Origin of the sequence: Paenibacillus sp. FSL R7-0189 (genome assembly GCF_037969925.1) — a bacterium.
Taxonomy (GTDB): Bacteria; Bacillota; Bacilli; order Paenibacillales; family Paenibacillaceae; genus Paenibacillus_AQ; species Paenibacillus_AQ odorifer.
On record NZ_CP150223.1, the window covers coordinates 2,303,271 to 2,326,463 of the forward strand.

24 protein-coding genes, 1 tRNA gene and 2 riboswitches are annotated in these 23,193 nt (G+C 43.9%); of the genes, 12 read left to right on the forward strand and 13 right to left on the reverse strand.

What is annotated here, in order from left to right; genetic code table 11:
* Positions 1–102: 102 nt before the first annotated feature.
* Both MKY63_RS09880 and MKY63_RS09885 read left to right on the forward strand, forming a co-directional pair.
* The gene (locus MKY63_RS09880) at positions 103–2,169 is read left to right on the forward strand and encodes a PBP1A family penicillin-binding protein (protein WP_076278004.1); all 2,067 of its coding nucleotides are present in this window, start codon (positions 103–105) and stop codon (positions 2,167–2,169) included.
* Between the two features lie 205 nt (positions 2,170–2,374).
* A complete protein-coding gene (locus MKY63_RS09885) occupies positions 2,375–2,848 on the forward strand; it encodes an AbrB/MazE/SpoVT family DNA-binding domain-containing protein (RefSeq protein ID WP_038568063.1) in 474 nt (157 codons plus the stop codon).
* A 79-nt stretch (positions 2,849–2,927) separates the two neighbouring features.
* Here MKY63_RS09885 and MKY63_RS09890 read toward each other — a convergent pair whose 3' ends face one another.
* Positions 2,928–3,434 (reverse strand): YwhD family protein, encoded by a 507-nt coding sequence (locus tag MKY63_RS09890; RefSeq protein ID WP_036679953.1) that lies wholly within the window; start codon positions 3,432–3,434, stop codon positions 2,928–2,930.
* Positions 3,435–3,537: 103 nt separating this feature from the next.
* Here MKY63_RS09890 and MKY63_RS09895 point away from each other — a divergent pair, with 103 nt between their 5' ends.
* From MKY63_RS09895 to MKY63_RS09920, 6 genes are all read left to right on the forward strand, one after another.
* Positions 3,538–5,544, forward strand: a complete 2,007-nt coding sequence (locus MKY63_RS09895; RefSeq protein WP_076187210.1) for a M1 family metallopeptidase — start codon at positions 3,538–3,540, stop codon at positions 5,542–5,544.
* A gap of 11 nt (positions 5,545–5,555) precedes the next feature.
* Positions 5,556–6,386, forward strand: coding sequence for a hypothetical protein (locus MKY63_RS09900; RefSeq protein WP_076187222.1), 831 nt, complete (start codon positions 5,556–5,558; stop codon positions 6,384–6,386).
* 218 nt (positions 6,387–6,604) lie between these two features.
* Positions 6,605–6,743, forward strand: a riboswitch (cyclic di-AMP (ydaO/yuaA leader).
* A 57-nt stretch (positions 6,744–6,800) separates the two neighbouring features.
* Positions 6,801–7,229: a C40 family peptidase gene (locus tag MKY63_RS09905; RefSeq protein ID WP_076130394.1), complete on the forward strand. Its 429-nt coding sequence runs from the start codon at positions 6,801–6,803 to the stop codon at positions 7,227–7,229.
* Between the two features lie 362 nt (positions 7,230–7,591).
* Positions 7,592–7,734: riboswitch (cyclic di-AMP (ydaO/yuaA leader) on the forward strand.
* Between the two features lie 44 nt (positions 7,735–7,778).
* Positions 7,779–8,231 (forward strand): C40 family peptidase, encoded by a 453-nt coding sequence (locus tag MKY63_RS09910; protein ID WP_232061490.1) that lies wholly within the window; start codon positions 7,779–7,781, stop codon positions 8,229–8,231.
* A 189-nt stretch (positions 8,232–8,420) separates the two neighbouring features.
* Positions 8,421–8,906, forward strand: coding sequence for a GNAT family N-acetyltransferase (locus tag MKY63_RS09915; protein WP_076138618.1), 486 nt, complete (start codon positions 8,421–8,423; stop codon positions 8,904–8,906).
* Positions 8,907–9,033: 127 nt separating this feature from the next.
* Positions 9,034–9,390, forward strand: a complete 357-nt coding sequence (locus MKY63_RS09920; RefSeq protein WP_036679962.1) for a cytochrome c — start codon at positions 9,034–9,036, stop codon at positions 9,388–9,390.
* Between the two features lie 81 nt (positions 9,391–9,471).
* On the opposite strand, the gene MKY63_RS09925 is transcribed toward MKY63_RS09920, so the two are convergent.
* Together MKY63_RS09925 and MKY63_RS09930 are read right to left on the reverse strand one after the other, a co-directional pair.
* On the reverse strand, positions 9,472–9,759 hold the full coding sequence (locus tag MKY63_RS09925) for a 4a-hydroxytetrahydrobiopterin dehydratase (RefSeq protein ID WP_339812662.1): 288 nt from the start codon (positions 9,757–9,759) through the stop codon (positions 9,472–9,474).
* A gap of 228 nt (positions 9,760–9,987) precedes the next feature.
* Entirely contained in the window at positions 9,988–10,281 is a 294-nt protein-coding gene (locus tag MKY63_RS09930; RefSeq protein ID WP_036679966.1) for a hypothetical protein, read from the reverse strand.
* 206 nt (positions 10,282–10,487) lie between these two features.
* Here MKY63_RS09930 and motA point away from each other — a divergent pair, with 206 nt between their 5' ends.
* A complete protein-coding gene (motA, locus tag MKY63_RS09935) occupies positions 10,488–11,288 on the forward strand; it encodes a flagellar motor stator protein MotA (RefSeq protein WP_036679967.1) in 801 nt (266 codons plus the stop codon).
* Complete coding sequence (motB, locus tag MKY63_RS09940; RefSeq protein ID WP_076130384.1) at positions 11,272–12,087, forward strand: flagellar motor protein MotB; 816 nt, start codon at positions 11,272–11,274, stop codon at positions 12,085–12,087. Before motA ends, motB begins: the two co-directional genes overlap by 17 nt.
* A 112-nt stretch (positions 12,088–12,199) precedes the next feature.
* Here motB and rluF read toward each other — a convergent pair whose 3' ends face one another.
* Positions 12,200–12,901, reverse strand: coding sequence for a 23S rRNA pseudouridine(2604) synthase RluF (rluF, locus tag MKY63_RS09945; protein WP_036679985.1), 702 nt, complete (start codon positions 12,899–12,901; stop codon positions 12,200–12,202).
* Positions 12,891–15,218 (reverse strand): sensor histidine kinase, encoded by a 2,328-nt coding sequence (locus tag MKY63_RS09950; protein WP_076225172.1) that lies wholly within the window; start codon positions 15,216–15,218, stop codon positions 12,891–12,893. The genes rluF and MKY63_RS09950 overlap by 11 nt, the downstream gene beginning before the upstream one ends.
* A 367-nt stretch (positions 15,219–15,585) precedes the next feature.
* Between MKY63_RS09950 and tadA the strand changes: the two genes are divergently transcribed.
* The gene (gene tadA, locus MKY63_RS09955; RefSeq protein WP_339813490.1) at positions 15,586–16,044 is read left to right on the forward strand and encodes a tRNA adenosine(34) deaminase TadA; all 459 of its coding nucleotides are present in this window, start codon (positions 15,586–15,588) and stop codon (positions 16,042–16,044) included.
* Complete coding sequence (locus tag MKY63_RS09960; protein WP_036679973.1) at positions 16,045–16,614, forward strand: GNAT family protein; 570 nt, start codon at positions 16,045–16,047, stop codon at positions 16,612–16,614.
* A 105-nt stretch (positions 16,615–16,719) separates the two neighbouring features.
* Here MKY63_RS09960 and MKY63_RS09965 read toward each other — a convergent pair whose 3' ends face one another.
* The 8 genes from MKY63_RS09965 to MKY63_RS10000 all read right to left on the reverse strand — a co-directional run bounded on the left by MKY63_RS09965 (position 16,720) and on the right by MKY63_RS10000 (position 23,088).
* Positions 16,720–17,811: a hypothetical protein gene (locus MKY63_RS09965; protein WP_076303420.1), complete on the reverse strand. Its 1,092-nt coding sequence runs from the start codon at positions 17,809–17,811 to the stop codon at positions 16,720–16,722.
* A 105-nt stretch (positions 17,812–17,916) separates the two neighbouring features.
* Complete coding sequence (locus MKY63_RS09970) at positions 17,917–18,069, reverse strand: small acid-soluble spore protein P (RefSeq protein ID WP_076138623.1); 153 nt, start codon at positions 18,067–18,069, stop codon at positions 17,917–17,919.
* 11 nt (positions 18,070–18,080) lie between these two features.
* On the reverse strand, positions 18,081–18,422 hold the full coding sequence (locus MKY63_RS09975; protein WP_036679977.1) for a hypothetical protein: 342 nt from the start codon (positions 18,420–18,422) through the stop codon (positions 18,081–18,083).
* Between the two features lie 145 nt (positions 18,423–18,567).
* Positions 18,568–18,656 (reverse strand) — tRNA-Ser (locus tag MKY63_RS09980).
* 67 nt (positions 18,657–18,723) lie between these two features.
* Positions 18,724–20,010 carry a serine--tRNA ligase gene (serS, locus tag MKY63_RS09985; protein ID WP_038568043.1) on the reverse strand — a complete coding sequence of 429 codons (1,287 nt, stop codon included), beginning with the start codon at positions 20,008–20,010 and terminating at the stop codon, positions 18,724–18,726.
* Between the two features lie 74 nt (positions 20,011–20,084).
* Entirely contained in the window at positions 20,085–20,681 is a 597-nt protein-coding gene (pdxT, locus tag MKY63_RS09990; protein ID WP_036679979.1) for a pyridoxal 5'-phosphate synthase glutaminase subunit PdxT, read from the reverse strand.
* 18 nt (positions 20,682–20,699) lie between these two features.
* Positions 20,700–21,581, reverse strand: a complete 882-nt coding sequence (gene pdxS / locus MKY63_RS09995) for a pyridoxal 5'-phosphate synthase lyase subunit PdxS (RefSeq protein WP_036679980.1) — start codon at positions 21,579–21,581, stop codon at positions 20,700–20,702.
* 112 nt (positions 21,582–21,693) lie between these two features.
* Complete coding sequence (locus tag MKY63_RS10000) at positions 21,694–23,088, reverse strand: D-alanyl-D-alanine carboxypeptidase family protein (RefSeq protein ID WP_076187220.1); 1,395 nt, start codon at positions 23,086–23,088, stop codon at positions 21,694–21,696.
* Between the last annotated feature and the right edge of the window lie 105 nt (positions 23,089–23,193).

The following is a 23,193-nucleotide window of genomic DNA, read 5'->3' on the forward strand; positions in this document are numbered from 1 at the left end:
CTTAAACAATCACAAAATAGAAACAATTTGTTACCCTCCATATCCCTAATGAATATCCTTCCAGATCCTTCCCCATAATATGAAAGAAAGGAGTCTGGTGCCATGACACGCGAATCAACGAATCCACCGAAACGAAAAAGCCGCTTCCGGCGTTTATTTCGGCTGCTGGCAGCCTTGATCATATTATTTGTATTAACCACCGGAGCTCTGCTCGGTTATCTATATCAAAAAGATCTTCCACCGATTAGCGATGATGTGCGCTCCAAGCTGTTTGACTCCCGGGGCAATGTTCTTGCCACCTTTACCTCAGACGGCCGCAGCCGTGAACCCGTCAAATTAAGTCAAATTTCTCCCCTGCTCATTGAAGCTACACTAGCAGTCGAGGATCGTAAATTTTATGAGCATTCCGGATTTGATCTGAAAGGGATGGCACGAGCTGTTCTTGTCAATCTGGAAGAGGGGAACCGGTCGCAGGGTGCTAGTACGCTAACTCAACAGCTCGCACGTAACCTCTACCTATCCCATGAAAAAACGTGGACGCGCAAGGCTAAAGAAGCTGTCTATACGATGCAGCTGGAGATGAAATACAGCAAAGATGAAATCCTGAACATGTATTTAAATAATATCTATTATGGCCACGGTGCTTACGGCATTGAAGCAGCCTCACGGATGTATTTTGGTAAATCTGCAGCGGATTTAGACCTGGCAGAGAGTACCATGCTGGCTGGAATTCCAAAGGGACCTACCTATTATTCACCATACAACCACATGGACAATGCTAAAAAGCGCCAGAGAATCATCCTGACCGTCATGGCGAATTTAGGTAATATCACTCAGGAAGAAGCGGGACAAGCCGTCCAAGAGAACTTAAACTTCAAGCCGCAAGGGCAAAAGGATACGCTTGTAGCTGCGCCTTATTTCCGGGATTATATCCGCAATTTGGCTATAGAATCGCTCCACATCAGTAATGATGAGCTGGAGCAAGGCGGACTAAATGTCTATACCACCCTAGACCCTGACATGCAGCATGCCGCAGAAAATGCCGTTGACAAAGAGATGGATCAAACTAGTGATCTGGAGACTGCGCTTGTATCCATCGATCCTCGCACCGGTTACATCAAAGCAATGGTCGGTGGAAAAAATTATCGTACCAACCAGTACAATCATGCTTTGGCCACCACACGCCAGCCGGGTTCTTCCTTTAAACCGATTATGTACTTGGCCGCACTCTCATCCAAAGAGATGACAGGACTTTCGGTCTTCAATAGTCAGCCAACGATGTTTCATTATGATAACAACCGCAAAACGTATCAGCCCCGAAACTTTGGGGATAAGTATCTGGGTGAAATTAATATGCGGCAAGCTATCGCAGCATCCGACAATATCTATGCCGTTAATACAATTATGAAGATCGGCGCGGATAAAGTAAGCGAAATGGCTGCGAAGATGGGCATTGACAGTCCACTTCAAAGCGTACCTTCACTGGCACTGGGCACTTCACCGATCAGTCCGCTTGAAATGGCTGCGGCTTTCGCTGTAATTGGAAACAGCGGTCAGAAAATGCCGACCACAGCCATTCTAAAAATAACCGATTCAAATGGCATGGTCCTGTATGAAGCACCTCAACCCAAAGGAGTAACCGTTGTAGAACCTTCAGCTGCCTATGTACTGACTCGTTTAATGGAGGGGGTATTCGAGACTGGGGGGACGGGCAATCGGGTGGCTTCCATAATCAAACGTCCGGTAGCCGGCAAGACCGGCACTACGGATACAGATGGCTGGATGGTAGGATTCACCCCGGAGCTATCCACGGCAGTCTGGGTTGGATACGACAAGGGGCGCGACATCGCAACTACCGACGGACGGCGTGCAGCTCCCATTTTCGCCCAATTTACTGAAAAAGCGCTGGAAAATGTCCCTCCAAAAATTTTCCCCATTCCAGATGGAGTGGTCAGCGTATACGTCAATCCGCAATCCGGTAAACTTGCTACAGCAGCATGTCCCGACAAAGAACTGGAAACCTTTATTAGTGGAACTGAGCCCACCGAATACTGCGAATTGCATGGAACTGGCGCCGCTCCTGCTGTCGATGACACACAAAGCAAGGTAGATCCTGCTGAAGAGAATCGTTCCCTATGGAAGAACATTAAACGCTGGTGGTTGAATTAGCCTCTTCATTTATATTGAAGGGGTTTTTCTTTTTTTATAAGTCATATATTGTAGTAACAACAGGATTTCTAAATTCAAATATCACTTGTCGCATAAGGGATGTAACCGTTTTATTTATTATGCTTACCCCATTCTCTTAACTCACAATTACTGCTATAATAGTTATTAGAAACCAAAATATAATGATGTAAATGAGGGACATGGGATGAAGGATACAGGCATGATCCGGAGTTTAGACAGTCTTGGGAGAATTGTGGTTCCCGCAGAAATCCGTATGACGCGTAATATCGACATTGGTGATCCTATCGAATTTTTTGTTTTAGACGAAAAAATCATCGTCCTTAGGAAGTACACCTCGACAGAGTGTACATTTTGCAGAAGCCACGACCATGTCACCTACTATAAAGAGCAGTTTATTTGTAGCAGCTGTCTAAAAGAAATTGTCGATCCTGAACGCATGTCTCAATTGCCAGAGTCACGTGAGGATTTTGTTGTTGAGGCACCAGAGCACAACACCAGCATCCGAAAGTCGAAGACAGAGGAAATGTGCCAACGTCTGGAACAAGCTATTGAAGATCATCCCTATGCCAACCAAAAAGAACTTGCAGAAATCCTCGGGATTAGCCAAGCCAGAGTGAGTCAGCTCAAACGCAAGCTTAGCAGTACAAGCAAATCATAAATTAAAAAAGCTTCGACGCTCCTATTTCCGGAGGTCGAAGCTTTTTTTATATCGGATAACCCTTCTGGAGGCTCCTATACTATTCAGTCAGTGCAGCTTTAAGCTCATCTGAGGATGCATTCCACCATGCTTCATTATGAGAGATCAGAAGGGATTTGAGAGCCGACTTCTCAATGGCTCCAAGCCCTGCCACATCGATCTTGCGTTTAAGAGCTGCATCCAGCTTATTGACATGCTCGGCAAGAATTTTCCATCCGCGGCGCGCTTCTGTATCAATCCACATTTCACAGGCTGTGATTCCACCATAAAATTGAGCTTCCAATGTACGGTCTACCGCTACCCATACCACCCAAACCTGTCTTCCATTCGGTACATCTTCACGATTCATGGAAAATTTAATTCCTTTTTCCACCTTGCTCTTGGCATGCATGGCACCGATATCAATAACCGCCACATCACCATCAATAATGACAGGTGAAACGTTGTTGAGATCTATAGAGCCTGCTCCAAAGCCTTTATGTTTACTTTTAGCGTTCACAATATTTAAGGCAATCTGTTTCTTGCCCTCCGGTTGTATGTTGTCCACGAGTGCACACCCTTCCTCTTACGAATAATTTAATTTTAGCTAATAATGCGGCGATTGCAAACATATACATCCCGTAGATGCTTGTCACGGGAGGAATCACACTATGAAGTCACTGTCATTAAAGTACATCATCTTTGCGACCCTGGCCATCCTCGCGCTGCTGGGAGGAGGAATATGGGCCTTTTCAGGGGATAGCTCAACAGCTTCTGTTACTAGCTTTGCTTCAAAAGAGGCCAAGTCCTCCAGCGGCACAGCGCCTGCAGCCGTACCACAGCAGGTATTGCCTGAGAGCGCACCCGTCCCGGCAGAGGAGGCTTTAAGCCAGCGGGTAGTCGAGTATCACATTGATGTCCAGCTTGTTCCTGACACAGAAACCTTAAAAGCTTCTGAGACAGTAACCTGGACACACCCCGGAGTAAAGCCAGTAAGTGATTTATATTTTCACATGTATCCAAATGCATTCGCCTCATCAGATACCACCTTTATGAAGGAATCCGGGGGGACGCTCAGAGGCGACAGCATGCCTGAGAACGGCTTCGGAAATATGACGCTGACCGATCTGCGCACGACAGAGGGAACTTCGCTAATGCAAAGAGTGCAATATGTTCAACCTGATGACGGCAATATCAACGATAAGACGCTTCTAAAGGTACATCTTCCTCAGCCTGTTAATGGTGGGGAAAGTGTAACACTTAAGCTTCAGTATGAAGTCCAGCTGCCCAAAATCTTTGCTCGCATGGGTGCTTCAGGTAACTTCGTTATGGCTGGGCAATGGTTCCCTAAGCTTAGTGTATACGAGCCTAAGGGCACACGCGGAGTTAAAGAAGAAGGCTGGGACCTGCATCAGTATCACGGGACCTCTGAGTTTTACAGTGATTTTGGCATCTTTAATGTAACGATTGCCGTTCCTTCCAACTATACGGTGGCTGCGACCGGATTTCCTGTAAAAAATGCCAAGCTCAAACAAGATCAAAAAATATATCAGTTCTACGCCGATGATGTCCACGACTTCGCTTGGGCTGCATCCCCTGATTTTACAGTAGCAGAGGAAGCTTTCTCTACGCCGGAAGTGCCTGGAGTACGAATTAAGGTGTATCTCGACCCACTGCACAAAGACTTACAAGAGCGTTACCTTCAAGCTGCCAAGGCTGCCCTGACCTACTTCAGCAAATGGTATGGCCCTTATCCCTACTCTACGCTGTCTATTATCGTCCCACCTAAGGAGGGAAACGGCGCTGGAGGAATGGAATATCCTACCCTTATTACAGCCTTTGGGGCCGCAGATTCTTCTCCAGATACCTCACTTGAAAGAACCGTCATTCATGAGATCGGCCATCAATACTTCTACGGTATGGTAGCCAGTAATGAATTCGAAGAGGCTTGGCTGGATGAAAGCTTTACTTCCTATGCCGAAGACAGACTTATGGAACAAGAATACGGTATCAAGTCTAATTTGCCTTTACAGGCCAGCCTGGTGACTATACCTGAGCCGTTAAATCTGGAAACGTGGAAATATGCAGGGGCGGATTCCTATAGCCGAAATGTTTATATCCGCGGCAAGCTTGTACTTAAAGATATCGAACGCCAGGTAGGTACCAAAGCAATGAACAACATCATGTCCTCCTACGCTCGTAAGTTCCGTTTCCAGCATCCCGCTACGTCAGATTTTCAGAAAGTCGTTGAGAAGGTAACCAAAAAATCATGGCAGGCATATTTCGATGATTACATTTATGGTGATGGTGCGCCTGACTTCTCAGTAGATACGATTACTTTTAAAAAAAATAACAGCGGCGATGCTCAAAGCTACGAATCATTAGTGAAGATTTCAAATAAAGGGAGCCATTACGTTGATGTTCCCGTGAAATTCACATTCGCCGACAGCTCTTCGGTGCAGCGGGTCTGGAACGGTGAAGGAGCAGAGACTACGTTTCAATTGTTAAGCGATAAGCCTCTTCTCTCTGCTGAGATTGACCCTGAGCATTCCATCTTATTGGAGAGCAAACATTTAAACAACTTTAGGCTGGCGGAAATAGAGCCCAAGACGCTCTCTCGCTGGACGTTAAGTGTAACTAAACTACTTGAAACCGTGCTCGGAACTCTTGTCTGGTGAGGTGAATGATTGTGAGAACATCGATAACCCGCGGCTGGCAAAGCATGAAGGAGCAATTTTATATTTTAATTCTGCTCTTCATCTACCGACTGCTCTGGGGCTACTTTATGTATGGTTTCATCCGATCTGCTATTATTCCAATTCTACTGCGCTATCCAGATAAAGACGCCGGCGGCAGCGGTATGGGCAGACTGTTGTATTATATCGAGGGACAGTTCAGCTTGAATACTGACCCTGCGATACGCACTTGGTTATGGATGCTTCTAGGACTTGTTGTCTTGCGACTTCTGCTTTCTCCTTTCATAAGGGCAGGATTGCTGCATGAGCTCCACCAGGAGCGAAGGGGAGAGCGCGGACTGTTCTTTTTCCCTGGCATGAAGATCTATGGACTACCTGTCTTAGTCTTTAGCCTAATCGAATGGGTTCTGACCCTGCTGCCGCTTTACTGGCTTGCTCCAAAAATGTACGGGCTGTTCTTATCCTCTTTGTTTAACTACACTTTGTTACTTCATTTAGTACCATACGTATTGGCATGGCTTATATATATTTTTATCGTGCGCCTGTTTCTTCTATATATGCAGTTTGGTTACACCGGCGGTACAGGAATGTTCTCCTCACTGTTCATCTGCTTGCGGTCACTGATTCCTGCTATAGGTGTTTCCATTGTACTTGGTGCGGGAGGCTTGCTCTTACTGCTAGTGTGCGGACTGACGGGTCTGTTCTGTCCCGGCCTGCCGGCACTTATAATACGGCAAATCTCACCACTACCTTCTACGCTCTTAAAAATGTGGGGAATCTCTGCACAATATCATCTATGGTGTAGCAAAGCATTTCCACAATAAATTAACCTTATTTGACATAATAAAAAGGTCCCAATTCCTGTATTCAGGAGCTGGGACTTTTTCTCATTACGGATAACTTAAGAGTATTTGCAAAATCATAAAAGCTCTGTTACAATAAGTCCTGTGCTATTAGTAACAATTTTGTAATCAATTGAAACGATTCCTACATAACTAAATGTATTTATCGTAAGTGTAACTGTCGAAACGTCATTCTCTTGGTGCTTAACACGCCTAATTCCTTTGCACCGGGAAGTGGGGGAACCATATTTTGGGTGAATTGATCTCGCTTTACAGGGATCATAGGGAATCTTCTACCGAACCCTTAAGCTAACCTCGCAGGCCTTGGAAGGAGTACATCTTTTGAAAAGACATAATTTAAGAAAAAAATGCGTCGCTGCGGCGCTAGGACTTGTAATGGCATTATCTATTGGTGGAGGAAGCGCCTTTGCCGACTCTAAGATGGACACTGTAATCTCAAAGACTATTGGAGTTGCCTATAAAACCGGAGGTACAAGCACTGCCGGATTTGATTGCTCTGGATTTACAAAATATGTATTCAAGAATGTGGGTCTTACTTTACCTCGTACATCAAAAGCTCAATATAGCGTTGGAACTGCTGTATCCAAAAGCAATCTGCGTTCTGGTGACCTAGTGTTCTTTAACACACTTGGCAATGGAGTATCCCATGTCGGCATTTATGTTGGAAACGGAAAATTCGCACAATCGTCCTCTTCGCGTGGAGTAACCATCACTTCACTCAGTCAGGCCTACTGGGCCAATCGTTATGTTGGCGCTAAAAGAGTAATGAGTACTTCAGCTTATCAAGCTGTAGCCTTCGATTGAAACCTTCCTCACAACTATAACCTCATAATTACAACTATATGAACCTGAATCTGATTATTCCCGTAATCAAATTCGGGTTTTTCTTTTTTCCATAATATATTTTTACACTATTAGAGCCCAATTGAAACACGTTTATTTGATAAAAATTGCAATTATATTAAAAATTAGGTCATTATTAACGCTTACATATGCCTTTCTACCGTAAAAATGCCAATTTTTCTGCATTAATATGTTAAAAACGATTGCCAAGCGGCTTTCTGTTTGTTACAATTAGCGCAGTGAGATTTTAGTAACATTTTTGTAATCATTAAGTTGTTATTTACAAAGGTTTTGTCATGTATTGATTACAAGCTAATCCTAATCAACAGTATGAGCCGAGTTTCCTAACTATTAGGAAAACGGGGGAACCAACTTTGGGTGAATTGACCTCCATTATATAGAGGGGTCATAGGGGACCTTCAACCGAACCCTTAAGCTAACCTCGTAGGCATTTGGAAGGGGTATACACTTTTGAAGAAGAAGTTAGCAGCAGCAGTACTAAGCTTTTCCATCATCCTCACCATCGGAGCAGGAAGCGCTTTCGCAGATTCCAAAATGGATAAAGTGATTGACAAGGCCATCGGTACTAAATACGTATCCGGCGGTATATCCACTAACGGATTTGATTGCTCCGGATTTACAATGTATGTGTTTGATAAGATTGGCATTAACCTTCCACACCAATCAGGTTCCCAATATCAAATGGGCACAGCAATCTCCCGTGATGATATAAGAGCCGGAGATCTTGTATTCTTCAATACAAGTGGCAAAGGTGTCTCCCATGTCGGCATTTATGTCGGTGAAGGTAAGTTCGCACACGCTTCTACCTCACGCGGTGTTACGATTAGCTCTCTGAGTGATAGCTACTACGTGAAACGCTACGTTGGTGCCAAGCGCATTATGAGCACAGACGCTTACCAATCGGTTGCTGCTGAATCGGAAGACAATGATGATGTTCAATAAGTAACGTACATAGGCTCTTTTCCAAGGTAACTCTTGGAGGAGAGCTTGTTTTTTTGTCTTATTACTTATTTACCCCTCTCATAATTTGTAAAACATTCCTCTCATGTAAAGTTTCTGAGTCGAACCTCCCCCATTTTGTATATAATTAGTAATATAGCAATGTCCTCGTGAAAGGAGATCGTTGACCTTATGATAAATCCCTCGGTAACTTTTCATGTTGTTCCTATGGAGGCAATTCACGGAGAAGCTATTTGTAAGTGGAGCTATACGCCCCCATATAATATTTATGGCTGGATGCCGTGGGAGCAGATGCAGGCTCTTGGCATCGAGTTTGGCGATCCGCAGCTCCGGGAGGAACAATATATCTCCATATTAAATGAACAAGAGGTTTTGTGCGGATTCGCACAGTTGTTCCCGATGGAAGGAGTCGTTCGTTTAGGAGTTGGGATGCGCCCCGATCTATGCGGCCATGGTTTAGGCAAACTATTCGTAGATGCCATCGTCCAGACAGCCTTGAATCGTTATCCTGATCGTGAGATAGATCTGGAAGTCCTGACCTGGAACCAACGCGCCATTCGAACTTATCAAAAATGTGGATTTACGATTACAGATACGTATGAACGCCGCACACCTACAGGAGACAAACCTTTTTATTGCATGGTCTATGACAAATGATATTAAATACCATATATTTCATAAGAATGATTGTATTCTCGTTCATTTTTTTGTCACAAACCCTATGATAACGCTTCACCATAAGCTATAATGTAGGGAGCAGCTTACATAGAAGGGACGAATTGGGATGCAGAAATGGATCATGAGCGGTTTGTTTTTTGCCGCCTGTGCCTTTGCGGTAGTACTCATGTTTACACTTCCGGGTAAAGAAGAGGTAGCTGAAGAAAACAAGCCCACGATGCCGGTAGTTCAACTGGACGCGGCAAAGGCAGAAGCAACCGTGAAAGCCAGCTGTATCACCTGTCACGGCGATCAGCTTCAAGGTGGAGTTGGACCAAGTCTTCAGAATGAAGGCGGTCAGCATGACGCTGAGGAAATCTACAGCATCGTCACCAAAGGACGTGGCCAAATGCCTTCCTTTAAGGAGAAGCTAGCTCCTGAAGAGATCGCCAACGTCGCACTCTGGCTCTCAGAGAAAAAGTAACCAGCCAAGCAACCAAAAACGCCCGTGTATGAGATAGGTGACTATCTGTGCACGGGCGTTTATTTTATGATTTCGGCTAAACTAGTGATTTTTTTCAAAGGCTTCATTAAATTGATGCGCCTCTCGAAGATCTAGAGCCGTAATCCCATCTTCCTCATTAGATTCAAGTCGCAGGGTAACTGTTTTATAATCAATCGTAATATGTGGATGATGATCGAAGGCTTCTGAAATCGTGGCTACTTCATCAACGAACGCAATGCCCTTCATATATTGGCTGAACATATATTTTCGCACCATAACATTATTATCCAGCTTCCAGCCCTCCAGCTTGGTGATCTCCTCACGCAGTTCCTCTTCCGTAAATAACAATTCGTTTCCTCCCTTACAAAAAATTGCAGTAAAGTGCGCAGTTCCCTTTACTTGACTTAGGCGTTAAACAAAACATCCCTTAGCTTCTGAGGTCCAAGGGATGTGCCAGGATAATGGCGATATTTTCGATTTAATGTATTCACAAATCCCAGCGATTATAACTCGGCTTTATCAATTTTAACACGGGCTACTGACTACGGGCAAATTACGTACAGACTTCTCCTCCGCCTAAATTAAAACCACTGAAGCCAAATCCTCTTCGCCAACTAAAATATTAATGCGGTGCGTGTCCTTATCGTAAATAATTACGCCGCTCCCCACCTCAATCATAGGTTCATTACCCAGCGCGAAGAAAAGATCCTCAGCCAATGCTTCCCATACCTCCAGCTTTGATTCTTGGGGTAGTTCCTGCCACTCGTCCGGATCCATCTCAAAAAATAAATATCCATCGGAAATTCGTCCGACGGCTTCGGTCAAATCTGTTAGAATTTCACCGTAATCTCTACCATGCTTTACACCCACGTATATCACTCCGTTTTCTTCACAGATGAATAATTACTTACCTTATCCATTATAGCCGAAAAAATGACTTCACAAAAAACCGAATGATGTCGATAAATAAGAATATACGTTAATTCGGTTTCGCACAGAGTGCCCTGCCGCTGTTTCAAGGATGATATACGCGGCATTGTCGGAACACATCTTAAATCTCACGGACGAGGTGCAAAATGGAAATTTCAACAATAATTGGTTTAATTTTTGGTTTGGTTGCTGTAATCTGGGGCATGATCCTCAAGCACGCTCCACTTCATGCTTTGGCCACACCTGCTGCTTACGTTATTATCTTGGTGGGTACGGCAGCGTCTATTTTCATGGCCTTTCCTTTCAACGAGGTCAAAAAGATTCCAAGTCTGTTCAAAATGATCTTTATCAAAAAGAAATTAATCAGTAAACCCGAATTAATCACTATGTTTATGGAATGGGCTTCTATCACACGGCGTGAAGGTCTGTTGGCTCTAGAATCAAAGGTCGATGAAATAGAAGATAACTTCCTCAGGAATGGCATGCGGATGATCATTGATGGAAATGATCAGGATTTTGTCCGCGATGTCCTCATGGAGGATATCCACGCCACAGAGGATAGACATAAAGCAGGAGCGCTCATTTTCTCACAGGCAGGTATGTATGCTCCTACCCTTGGGGTGCTCGGGGCGGTTATCGGCCTCATCGCCGCTCTGGCTGATATGAGTGATATGAACAAATTGGCTGCGGCAATCGGGGCTGCCTTCATCGCCACTTTGCTTGGTATCTTTACAGGTTACGTATTATGGCATCCTATTGCTAATAAACTGAAACGTCTCTCCAAACAAGAAATCGAAGTTCGAATGATGATGGTCGAAGGTCTTTTGTCCATACAGTCCGGTGTATCTACTATTGCCATCAATCAGAAGCTTGCTGTATTCCTAACACCTTCGCAACGCGTTAAGTTAAATGAGAAGGACGGTGGATCAGGTGAGCAAAAAGACTAGACACGAAGAGCATGAAGAACATGCCGATGAATCGTGGCTGTTACCTTATTCCGACCTCATGACTCTTCTGGTGGCTCTGTTCATCGTTATGTATTCTATGAGCGCAACGGATGCCAAGAAATTTGAAGAGATGAGTCAAGCCTTCAGTTCCGCACTTAATGGCGGTACAGGTATTCTTGAAGAGCGGGCAGCAATGCCTAGTAAAACTCAAGAAGATCTAGGGAAAAATGATAAGATGGGTAGCTCTACTTCCAAGAAAGCTGAAGAAGCAGAAATGGCAAAGCTACGACAAAAGGAACAAGAGGATTTAGAGAAGCTTAAGAAACAATTCGATCAATATATTAAGAGCAACGGTCTAACTGATCTGCTCAGTACGAAGCTTAATCAATCTCAGCTAATGATTACGATCAGTGATAACGCATTGTTCGCCTCTGGCCAAGCCATTGTTAAGGATGATTCGCGGCAATTAGCTAAATCCATCTCAACGATGCTGCAGCAATTCCCGGATTATGATGTAGTAGTTCAAGGGCACACCGACGATATTCCGATTTCCAATAGCAACTATTCATCCAACTGGGATCTGAGTGCGGATCGGGCACTTCAGTTCATGAAGATTTTGCTGCAGAACACGAATCTAAATCCGCGCAAATTTAGTGCGATTGGATACGGCGAGTATCATCCTATTTCGGATAATGACACAGCTACCGGTCGAAGCAAGAATCGCCGGGTAGAGGTTTCCATTATTCGCAAATATCAAGAATCCAAAGAGTTTACAGGGATTGTTCCCTCTGCTGAATAAGCGATGTCGTAAGGTAATAAAAAGAGCTGTCCAAAGGTCTTAGACCCCGGACAGCTCTTTTTTGTTGCGAGTACTACATTCTATATGGACCTGTAACATTGTAATAACATTCCTACAGTAACTCGTAGTTCAGCGTAGCTCCAAGCTCTTTCTTCTCATCAGCAGACAGCTCCCGCCATTCTCCCGTTTGCAATGCCCCCAGGCGAATATTCATAATCCGAATGCGTTGCAGCTTTCGAACCTCATAGCCAAAAGCGCTGCACATACGACGAATCTGGCGATTTTTGCCCTCTGTCAAAATAATACGGAAGACACGCTCCGTAATACGCGTGACCTCACAGGGCAGCGTCTTCTCACCTAATATTTTCACGCCGCTGGACATGCCGGTAATAAATGATGGCGTAATGGGTCTGTCCACGGTAACCACATATTCTTTTTCATGCCGGCCTTCCGCCCGCAAAATTTTATTAACGATGTCACCATCATTAGTAAGCAAGATTAATCCTTCCGAATCCTTATCGAGACGACCAATCGGGAATATACGCTCATGATGACCTACAAAATCGACAATATTCCCCTTGATATGCTGTTCTGTGGTTGATGTAATCCCTACCGGCTTGTTTAGAGCAATGTAGACCGTCTGGCTTGAGGTTTCAAGCGCTATACCATCTATTCGCACATCATCGCCCGGAACAGCCTGACTGCCCAGCACAGCAGGCTCTCCGTTGATCGTAACTCTGCCGGCATCCACAAGCTTGTCTGCTTCTCGGCGTGAACAGTACCCTGTCTCACTGATGAATTTATTAATTCTCACGTTGTTCTTCACTCCGTTCATCCTTAATGTTGAGCCAAGGTGTAACCCCTCCAGCTGCAGGCAGCTTAATCATAACGGTTGTGCCCCGGCCAACTTCACTTTGTATTTCCAAATGACCCTTATGAGCCTGAATAATACGCTGGCTAATCATTAACCCAAGACCAGTCCCCGATTCCTTATTCGTGAAGAACGGTTCACCCAGCTTAGGCAGCACGTCCTCTGGAATCCCTTCACCCTGATCTTTAATTACAATAAAGACGCAATCCACAGAGTTCCACAGTTCCATCGAAATGACGCCACCCTCGGGCATAGCCTCAATTGCATTTTTAACAATATTAATAAATACCTGCTTCAGCTGGTTCTCTTCACAATGTACAGTAGCAGGTTGTTCAGAGAATTTCGTACTAAATTGAATATCATGTAGATGAGCCAGACTATCCAATAGAGAAACTACATCACCTAATATGTAGCGAAGATCTTTCTCCTGAAAATGAACGGCTTGTGGCTTAGCCAGAATTAAAAATTCACTGACGATAAGATTAATCCGCTCCAGCTCGGATAACATCAGCTCTATATGAAGCGGAACCAAGAGCTCCTTCTCCTGTTGAAGCTGTAGAAATCCTTTTAATGTGGTAAGAGGATTACGAATCTCATGAGCTACTCCTGCGGCCAATTGGCCGACTGTAGTTAGTTTCTCAGAGCGTCTAAGCAGCTCCTCCATTCGATTGCGTTCCGTCATATCACGAGAAACGTGAATAAAGGAATGGGGATAACCCTCTTCATCTCGAATTATCGAGGTACTAACGCTAACCTCAACTAATGATCCGTCCCGTTTAAGTCTCACTGTCTCAATCGGCGGCAGAACTGCACCATTTCTTAACGCATCAAGCCGCTCTTCCTCTTGCTTAAGTGCTGTCGCGGGTACAAGATATGGCATATTGCCTATCACTTCTGTTGCACTCCATCCGTACAGCTCCTCAAAGGCTCTGTTAGTGCTAGTGATTCGTCCCTCCATATCCAACGTATGAATCGCATCAGACGTACCGTTAATTACGGATTCCAAATGCTCCTTAACCGCCCGGTTCTCTTCCAGCGTCTGCTTAAGACGATTGGTGCGTTGCATAAGATGAGAAGTCATAGCGTTAATCCGCAAGGCTAATTGACCTAACTCATCACGAGAGGTTACCTTTAATGGAGGTTCGAACTTACCTCGCGCTACATCATTGACTTTGGCAAGTATAGCCTGAATTGGACGAGTAACAAAACCTGAAAGTATGTAACTACATAGCAAAAATAATGCCAGCAACAACAGAGACGTAGTCAAATAATTGGCTAATTGTTCATGAACTACGGATGAAATCACAGAATAATCCAAAACTACACCGATTACGTAAGGCTCCATTTTAGGATTCTGAATAGGAATGAAGCTTTTGAGTACTCTTTTCCCATGTACCCTCGTCTCCAGTGTAACTGGCTTGTGCTTCTGCTGAGCTAATAGAATGGCCGCTTTATCTTGCTCCACATTACCATAAGTATAGGTACCGAACTTAATTGGGCGGTTGCCAAGTTTCTTTTTAAATGCATCGCTTCCATCGCCCGCCATACTCGCTAAACCAAATGTTGTTGGATTAAATCCTGTAAGCTCTAAAATCCCTGGATTAACTTCTTTGGTTCGCTCTACAATTTGATCGGGATTGGTGATTTTGACATATTCACTAGCCGCTGTATTGAGAATAACAGGATTAATGATGTAGTTGCTTGCTTCATCATGATAATAACCCCACTTCTCAATGAAATCGGGATTGTAGGTTGAATATTCAAATGGGCCTGACCAAAAATGATCCAATGCCTGACCTTGTCCCACAGTGACTTCCTGATTATCAAATAACTCCAAAAGGGCAAGGTACCAGTACCCCCAACCTTGAGTGGACATTCCAATATCAATAGGATTTGATGCCTTTGTCACCACGATATCATTATCAGTCTTTACCAGAATTGAAATATTAGATACGCCCAACTTGGAAGTTAGGGCCTTAAGTTGAGCATTGGTTATATTCTTATAATCCGGACCCAATTCCTTAGAGGCAAAGATGGCAGCCATTCTTAAGTTATGCGCAATTTGATATTCTACATAGTTAGAGCTATAGTTACTTTGTTCTACAGAAACAGCCATTTGCATAGCGGTGATCTGCATATTATTTACGTTTTCATTTCTTAGATTATTCTGAGCGGCATAAAGGTTAAATGTCAGGTTTAATGCTAAAATTAGCAGTACCGCTCCAAAAATAATAGCAGATAGTTTTGTCTTTATGGACAAACTGTTATTCACCTCTTATCCACTGGTAAATCCTTGCGGAGCCTATAATAAACATCATACCTTTTGCCCCCTCATTTGAAAAGGACATTTAAAACAAGCCTAATAATTCACGAAATATTGAAATTCAAAAGGTGTTTCTCTACAATATATAAGAAACCATCCACATCTTATGCACATATAAACAAATTATTAAAGTCCGATGTGTACAAAAATGTGTATAAGTAGGCTGTTATCCACAGAGTTATGCACATTTTGTTAAGAACGAATATTTGTTCGTTGTACAATGGTTACAGAAGAAGGGAAGATGATCTTGAATATTAAAGCCAATGAATCGCCAGAAGATATACAAGCGGTTCATGAATATTGGATGAGGCAGGCGATCGCAGAAGCACGTAAAGCTGAGGCATTAGGTGAGGTTCCTATTGGCGCTGTCATTGTTCGACATGGTGAAATTATAGGACGTGGATACAATTTACGAGAAACGACAATGGATTCGACAGCCCATGCAGAGATGGTAGCCATTCGTGAGGCCAGCAATGTCATGAATTCTTGGCGTCTGCTGGATTGCCAGCTGTACGTCACCCTAGAACCTTGTCCGATGTGTGCAGGAGCAATAGTGCAGTCTAGAGTGCCTCTCACGGTATATGGAACGCCTGACCCTAAAGCTGGATGTGCCGGGACCCTCATGAACTTGCTTGAAGAACCGCGATTTAATCATAGAACTGAGGTAATACAGGGTGTTTTACAAGAAGAATGTGCAGATCTACTCACCTCCTTCTTCCGCCGTTTACGTAAAAATCCAATAAAACAAAAGGAGGACTCCTAAATGACCCTTACTCTATATCATACCTCTCAAGGCATCTATATTTCTCCACTTGAGCTTAAGGATGCACAGAGCCTGCTGGAGCTTCGTTTAAATAACCGGGTAACCCATGAACCGTTTGAGCCAAAACGTGATGAGCACTTCTTTACCCTGGAGAGTCAACAACAGATCATCAATCAGCGTATTGAGGACGCCCTACAGGACAGAGCTTATATGTTCGGCATTTATCTGCTGGATGGACAGCTAATCGGTCAGATCACATTGTCCAACGTCTCACGAGGTATAGCACAATATGCTGATTTAGGATATTTAATGGATCATCGGATGCAAGGACAAGGTTATATGACAGCAGCAGTCGGATTAGTCCTCGGCTATGCGTTCCGGGCCTTAGGTCTACATAGAGTTCAAGCAGCTATTTTATTGCATAATGAAGCTTCCCGAAGAGTCCTGGAGAAGAGTGGGTTCAAACCTGAAGGGATCGCCCGTCAGTATCTTAAAATAAATGGACAGTGGCAGGATCACCAAACCTACGCAATCTTAACCGAAGATGTGCTGACTGAGGAACGGAAATAAGATTCTGCATTGTCGCAGGAGTGAGTGCTACTTTTTTTCCTAAAAAAAGACCCGCATGGGCGTATAATATACGCATCATGCGGGTCTTAATCTTGCTAACTGGGATTAATAAGTTCCCATACCACCGAATTCTTCTCCAAGTTGATCCATTGTAATTACATCATCACCTTGAGGGATACCAATCTTGAATACCGGCTTCTCGTTGATCTTACTGTATTGGCCCGTTCCATTTACTGAGAAGGCCACTTTTGTGCCATCTTCCGGATCATTTACTTTAACATCCATCAATAAATCCTGATACACAGCATATCCATCTTTATTGATCGCAGTATTATAGTGGAACTGGTTGATGGTAAGGTACTTATCAAGATCAGCTAAGCCCTTATCCAATTCAGTTCTAGCTTCACCTGATGTCAGTTCTTCTTTAGCCTTAGCTAGATCTGCATCTTTAATCTGCAGCATATCCTTGTATTCTTCCTTGCTTACGATATCAATAATTTTAGGCAGGGCATTATTCACCAAGATAGTGATTGCTTCTTTAACATTATCGTTAGTCACTTGGAACTGAACGACTTGTTTAGCTTCCACACCTTCTGGTAAATTAGCATCTTTGGGATCAATCTCGTTAAAATATTTTTCTTCGTCATATTCAGCTAGGACAGTGTCCACCACTTCATTAGACAGCTTCTGCATTTTTTGAGTATCCATCGTACTTGGGTTAAATTCTGCACCCTCCTGCTCTGCCAACGCCTTCAGATCAACCTCTACAAACTTATTGAGGATCGTCTCAGGAATCGGTACGAAAGGAATAGATGGAATCTTAACATACAACTTCTCGGCAGTCATTACCATAGGAACATTAAAGCTCATGCTCATATCGCCTTTCAGATTCAGAACCATAGTTAGTTCTGTCTGCATTGGCTCTGCTTGATATACCCCATCAATGGTAATATCAGCATTCTTAAGCATACTAAGTACCTGTGTAGTCATTGCAGCAGATTCAGCGTCAGAAGTCTCGATCGTAAGATCGTTGATCGTGAATTTACTCTTCATCTCATAAGATGACATTGTAGTCGCTTTAGTAGCGGCTGATTTTAAGGCCTCTTTTGGCGCCTCCTGTTTACTTGCACATCCCGGCAGAATTACTGCTGCTGTAAGCAGCAATGCAGCGGCCGACAAACCCCACTTTTTGTTCATTATTGTTCTCCTCTCCCATTGTAAAAGAAATCTCTCCCCCTCCTATGATAAACCATTTGTAAAAATCAAGAAACACTTCTTTAAAATTCTTAACGTTTTTATTTGTTAACCTTGTGGATTATGGTGGTCAACATGGTTCGCTTGTTTCACCTTTTTAGAACCTGAAAGCGGTTCTGGACCTGAAGGAGTATGGTCTTTTCTCCGCTCACCACTTGTTGGCTCTGCCCCAGGAACAGGGATACTTTTTGGTTTCGACATTTTCATTCCTCCTAAGGATTGGTCAAGTTCTGAAGAGCCTGAGCACATTCATGAATTTGCCGTGAGTATTGCTGTGCCAGCTGCTGTACGGCATCACTACGCTCATCAATATGGAGACCGCTCTGTTCCACATCCAGCAGATCCACTGCCACTTCTCTGCTATCTACATACTTGCAGCGAAAATCCAGTGAATAGCCTTGATGACCTGCCGCATTAAAATGAATCAGCAAGCTATTCGGATCCCCATTATCCGCCAGCACACTGAAACTATCCCCATCATCCATCAACGCCGGCAAACGCTCCTGCCAGGCTGAGACAAGCTTATGCTGATCAACTTCTAATGATCTATCCATGATTATGATCATCCTCCTTCTCTAATACATTGCGGAGAAATGAAGCTTTTTATTCTCAATAGAACTAGGTCTACCAAACAAAACAAAAAACCGTCCCCCAGAGGGAACGGTTTCTATCTAATTATTCTTTAAGTTCATAAAGGAATGGCGGAGAGGATGGGATTCGAACCCATGTGGGCTTGCACCCTAACGGTTTTCAAGACCGCCCCGTTATGACCGCTTCGGTACCTCTCCAAATGCATTTAAATTTCACATGCATTAGGATTGTACCATACAATGCAAAGAAAAAGCAACTATATCTTTAAATAGTTTTTGGTTGTATCGATTTTACATTGCGCATATAAGGTTGTAGGCATTCTGGAATCAGAACACTGCCATCCTCTTGCTGATAATTCTCAAGAATTGCAGCAACCGTACGTCCAACAGCCAAAGCAGAGCCGTTCAGCGTATGAACAAATTCAGGCTTCGATTTTGGATCCTTACGGAAACGAATATTTGCCCGGCGTGCTTGGAAGTCTTCTGTATTTGAGCAAGAGGAGATCTCACGGTACATCCCACTCTCAGGCAACCACACTTCCAAATCGTACGTCTTAGCCGATGTAAAGCCCATATCAGCCGTACATAACCCAAGTACACGATAAGGCAGTCCTAACAGCTGCAGCACACTTTCAGCGTCTGCTGTCATTTTTTCTAATTCCTCATAAGAGGATTCAGGGGTGGTGAGCTTCACCAACTCTACCTTGTTGAATTGATGCTGGCGAATCAAACCACGAGTATCACGGCCCGCCGAGCCCGCCTCAGAACGGAAACAAGAGCTGTAAGCTACATGGTATTTAGGCAGGTCAGCTGCCGTCAAAATCTCTTCGCGATAGTAGTTCGTTACCGGTACTTCAGCTGTAGGAATCAAATAGTATTCGGTATCCCGCAGCTTGAACAGATCCTCTTCGAATTTAGGCAGTTGTCCTGTACCATACAAGCTGTCTTTGTTTACAATGTAAGGCGGCAGCATTTCCTCATAGTTATGCTCACCACTGTGAAGATCCATCATAAAGTTAATCAGCGCCCGTTCTAGACGTGCTCCAAGTCCTTTATAGAAAACAAACCGGGATCCTGTAACCTTTGCTGCAGCTTCAAAATCAATAATATCAAGCTGCTGCGCAAGCTCCCAATGTGATTTCGGAGTGAATCCGAACTCTTTGGGCTCCGACCAGCGGCGTAATTCAACGTTATCATCCTCGGATTTTCCTACTGGAACTGAATCATGAGGAATATTAGGGATATTCATAGTAAGATCAGCAATCTGAGCTTCCAGTTCACGTACTTCATCATCAAGCTCTTTAATTCGGTCAGATACTGTACGCATTTCTGTAATTAGATCATCTGCTGGCTCGCCGTTCTTTTTCTTTTTCGCTACTTCACCTGAAACTGTATTACGACGGTTCTTAAGACCTTCGGTTTCTTGCAGTAATTCACGTCGACGCAAATCAAGTTGTGGAAAATCAGCAATTAAGTCCAGCGATTTGCCCCGTTTTTCTAAAGCCTCTTCCACTCTTGCGTAATCACTACGTAGTATTTTTACATCTAACACAATGTTTCCCTCCTGAAAACAGCCTAAACTCTTTCAAAATGCTGATTACAGCTTTGAAAGAGTCAGGATGTTCTTTATATGCAATTTTGTTGTTGGACTTCCCTATTCGCCTCTACCATATCGGCAAAATATTGGTGCAGTCTGAAATCATCGGTCAGTTCTGGATGAAAAGAAGACACCAGCAAGTTCCCTTCGCGCGCGGTTACAATCTCATCATTATAGACTGTAAGCACATCAACTCCCGGTCCTACCTCGTTGATAAGCGGTGCACGTATAAATACAGCACGAACCGGCTCATCAATGCCTTTAACCTCCAGATCACATTCAAAGCTTTCCCGTTGGCGGCCGAATGCATTCCGGGCTACGGTAATATCCATCAGCTCCAAATGCCCCGGTTCACCACCGGCAATTTTTTTGGCCAGCACGATCATACCCGCACATGTGCCAAAAATAGGCTTGCCCTGATCAGAAAAATCACGGATGGCTTCTATGAAACCATATTTCCGCATTAGCTTTCCAATCGTTGTACTTTCTCCGCCGGGGATAATCAGGCCTTCAACTTCTTCTAGCTGCTCCACACGCTTGATAGGCACGCCTTCTGCACCGGTCTTCTCTATACTAACAATATGCTCCGTAACAGCGCCTTGAAGCGCCAATACTCCTATCTTCATCCTACAACCTTCTCTCTATTAACGGCCACGCTCCGACATACGTTCAGCCGGGGTGAGAGTTGCAATATCAATCCCCTTCATTGGTGCACCAAGGTTCTTGGATACTTCAGCAATCAGTTTGTAATCAGTATAGTGTGTAGTGGCTTCAACAATCGCACGCGCAAATTTCTCAGGATTGTCCGATTTAAAAATACCCGAGCCTACGAATACACCATCAGCACCCAAATGCATCATAAGAGCAGCATCGGCAGGAGTAGCTACACCCCCAGCGGCAAAGTTAACAACCGGCAGTTTGCCAAGCTCATGCACTTCGAGCAACAGCTCGTAGGAAACTCCCAGGTTCTTTGCTTCATTATATAGCTCGTCCTTGGACAAATTCGTTACTTTACGGATTTGACTGTTGATAAAGCGCATGTGACGCACGGCCTCAACAATGTTGCCTGTTCCTGGTTCACCTTTTGTACGGATCATGGAGGCACCTTCGTTAATACGTCTCAATGCTTCTCCCAGATCCTTCGCTCCACATACAAAAGGAACGGTGAACTCATGTTTATCAATATGGAATACTTCATCAGCAGGAGTAAGAACTTCACTCTCATCCAAGTAATCAACACCCAAAGATTCTAGAACTTTCGCTTCTACATAATGGCCGATACGAGCCTTAGCCATAACAGGGATACTTACCACTTTGAGAACCTCTTCTACAATTGTAGGATCGGCCATCCGTGCTACACCGCCAGCTGCGCGAATGTCAGAAGGTACGCGTTCCAGAGCCATAACAGCAACTGCACCAGCAGCCTCAGCAATTTTTGCTTGCTCTGCATTCATGACGTCCATAATGACGCCGCCTTTTTGCATTTCTGCCATGCCTCTTTTAACTCGCGATGTACCTGTTTCCATGTCCTAACCCCCCGAATGATCTATCTTAATCTAACTTGTAATTTTACCCCAATGAAGGGAAATCTACAACCCATTTACTCGGATTTACTGCTGATTTCGACACCAAACTGCATTAGAACAAGTTCTTGATCCCTGAAAATAAATCACCGAAGAAATCGCCAATCGCTCTAAGGAACAACTTGAACCAGCCAGCTTTCTCAGCTTCCTCTACAGTGATCAGATTAACTGTTTTCTCCTGTGCCGCTTGCATGCCTTCAGCCTTGTAGGAATAGGTAACTTTACCTACTTTAGAGGACTGAGCTATAGGAGCAACCAAAGTTGCAGGGTCATTTGTTACAACAGTTGTAGTAACTTCAGGAGAAACAGTTCCCTTAGGAACAATGAAAGAAACTCCTTCATCAGTAACTATAGAAACATCTTTATTCTTTCCTTTCAGTACCGGAACTGTTTCCGTGCCAGCAATAACAGCCTTCGGAGCTACAACCTGTTTGATTTCAAAGTTGTTAAATCCGTAGTCGAGCACTTTTTTAGTTTCTGTGAATCGATGTGCCTCTGAGTTAGCACCCATAACAACACTGATTAGACGCATTCCATCACGCACAGCAGTACCGGTAAAGCAGTTACCTGCATTTGTGGTATGGCCAGTCTTCAGTCCATCTAGACCTGGATAAGCATATGCCTTAAAGTTGGGAATACTTTTGTTAGCTTCCAGCATCCAGTTGTAGTTAATGATCGGCGCAGTATCCCGATCACGGAATTTATATGACTGAATCGTTGTAAATTCAGTGAAGTCCGGGTGGTCAGTAACTATAAATTTAGCAAGAGTAGCTGCATCTCTAGCTGACATTACAGTCTCTTTATCAAGATCAGGACGGAATTTCTTCGGCATGTCTGCCCGATCAAGTCCGGTTGAGTTAATAAAATAGGTATTTTTCATGCCCATTTTCTGTGCAGTCTGATTCATTAGTTCTACGAATTGTTCTTCTGAACCCGATACCAATTCTGCCAAAGCAACCGTGGCATCATTCGCCGATCCTACAGCCATCGCTATGTATAGCTCTTTAACCGTATGTTCATCTCCAGCCGCCAAAAAAATTCGTGATCCGACCTGTTTGGAAGCATTCTCTTGAATGATAACCTTTTGATCCCAAGAGATGTCTCCTTTTTTCACGGCATCAGATACAAGATATTCAGTCATCATCTTGGTCATACTCGCAGGTGGGAGTGGTGTATCTGGATTTAGAGCCATAAGTACTTGGCCTGTAGTTGGTTCTATTAGAATAGCAGAACTCAATTCCAAGTTAAGAGATTCCACAGAAGGGATCTTAACTGCGTTGGTCTTGGGTGCAGTTTCAGTAGCAGTTGCGGCACCTTCGGTTGTAACCGGAGTTTTGCCCGCTTCAGCCAATGCTGGAATTACAGGGTTCATTAACATATTTAAAAGCAGACCTACAGTCGCTGTCTTAATTACAATTTGCTTACCATTAAATTTTCGTTTGTGCTTCAATGATTACGACTCTCCTTTAAATCTCATATCAATAGCTTGTTCTATTCTAACACAGGGGTACCCGCAAAAAAAGACAGACAGGACGAAATAGTCCTGTCTGTCCAA

Excerpts from the sequence above, each read along its gene's own strand:
- MKY63_RS09880 (WP_076278004.1), top strand. The coding sequence starts at position 103 with ATGACACGCGAATCAACGAATCCACCGAAACGAAAAAGCCGCTTCCGG.
- MKY63_RS09885 (WP_038568063.1), top strand. The coding sequence starts at position 2,375 with ATGAAGGATACAGGCATGATCCGGAGTTTAGACAGTCTTGGGAGAATT.
- MKY63_RS09895 (WP_076187210.1), top strand. The coding sequence starts at position 3,538 with ATGAAGTCACTGTCATTAAAGTACATCATCTTTGCGACCCTGGCCATC.
- MKY63_RS09905 (WP_076130394.1), top strand. The coding sequence starts at position 6,801 with ATGGCATTATCTATTGGTGGAGGAAGCGCCTTTGCCGACTCTAAGATG.
- MKY63_RS09915 (WP_076138618.1), top strand. The coding sequence starts at position 8,421 with ATGATAAATCCCTCGGTAACTTTTCATGTTGTTCCTATGGAGGCAATT.
- MKY63_RS09920 (WP_036679962.1), top strand. The coding sequence starts at position 9,034 with ATGCAGAAATGGATCATGAGCGGTTTGTTTTTTGCCGCCTGTGCCTTT.
- motA (WP_036679967.1), top strand. The coding sequence starts at position 10,488 with ATGGAAATTTCAACAATAATTGGTTTAATTTTTGGTTTGGTTGCTGTA.
- tadA (WP_339813490.1), top strand. The coding sequence starts at position 15,586 with ATGAGGCAGGCGATCGCAGAAGCACGTAAAGCTGAGGCATTAGGTGAG.
- MKY63_RS09960 (WP_036679973.1), top strand. The coding sequence starts at position 16,045 with ATGACCCTTACTCTATATCATACCTCTCAAGGCATCTATATTTCTCCA.
- MKY63_RS09965 (WP_076303420.1), bottom strand. The coding sequence starts at position 17,811 with ATGAACAAAAAGTGGGGTTTGTCGGCCGCTGCATTGCTGCTTACAGCA.
- MKY63_RS09970 (WP_076138623.1), bottom strand. The coding sequence starts at position 18,069 with ATGTCGAAACCAAAAAGTATCCCTGTTCCTGGGGCAGAGCCAACAAGT.
- MKY63_RS09975 (WP_036679977.1), bottom strand. The coding sequence starts at position 18,422 with ATGGATAGATCATTAGAAGTTGATCAGCATAAGCTTGTCTCAGCCTGG.
- pdxT (WP_036679979.1), bottom strand. The coding sequence starts at position 20,681 with ATGAAGATAGGAGTATTGGCGCTTCAAGGCGCTGTTACGGAGCATATT.
- pdxS (WP_036679980.1), bottom strand. The coding sequence starts at position 21,581 with ATGGAAACAGGTACATCGCGAGTTAAAAGAGGCATGGCAGAAATGCAA.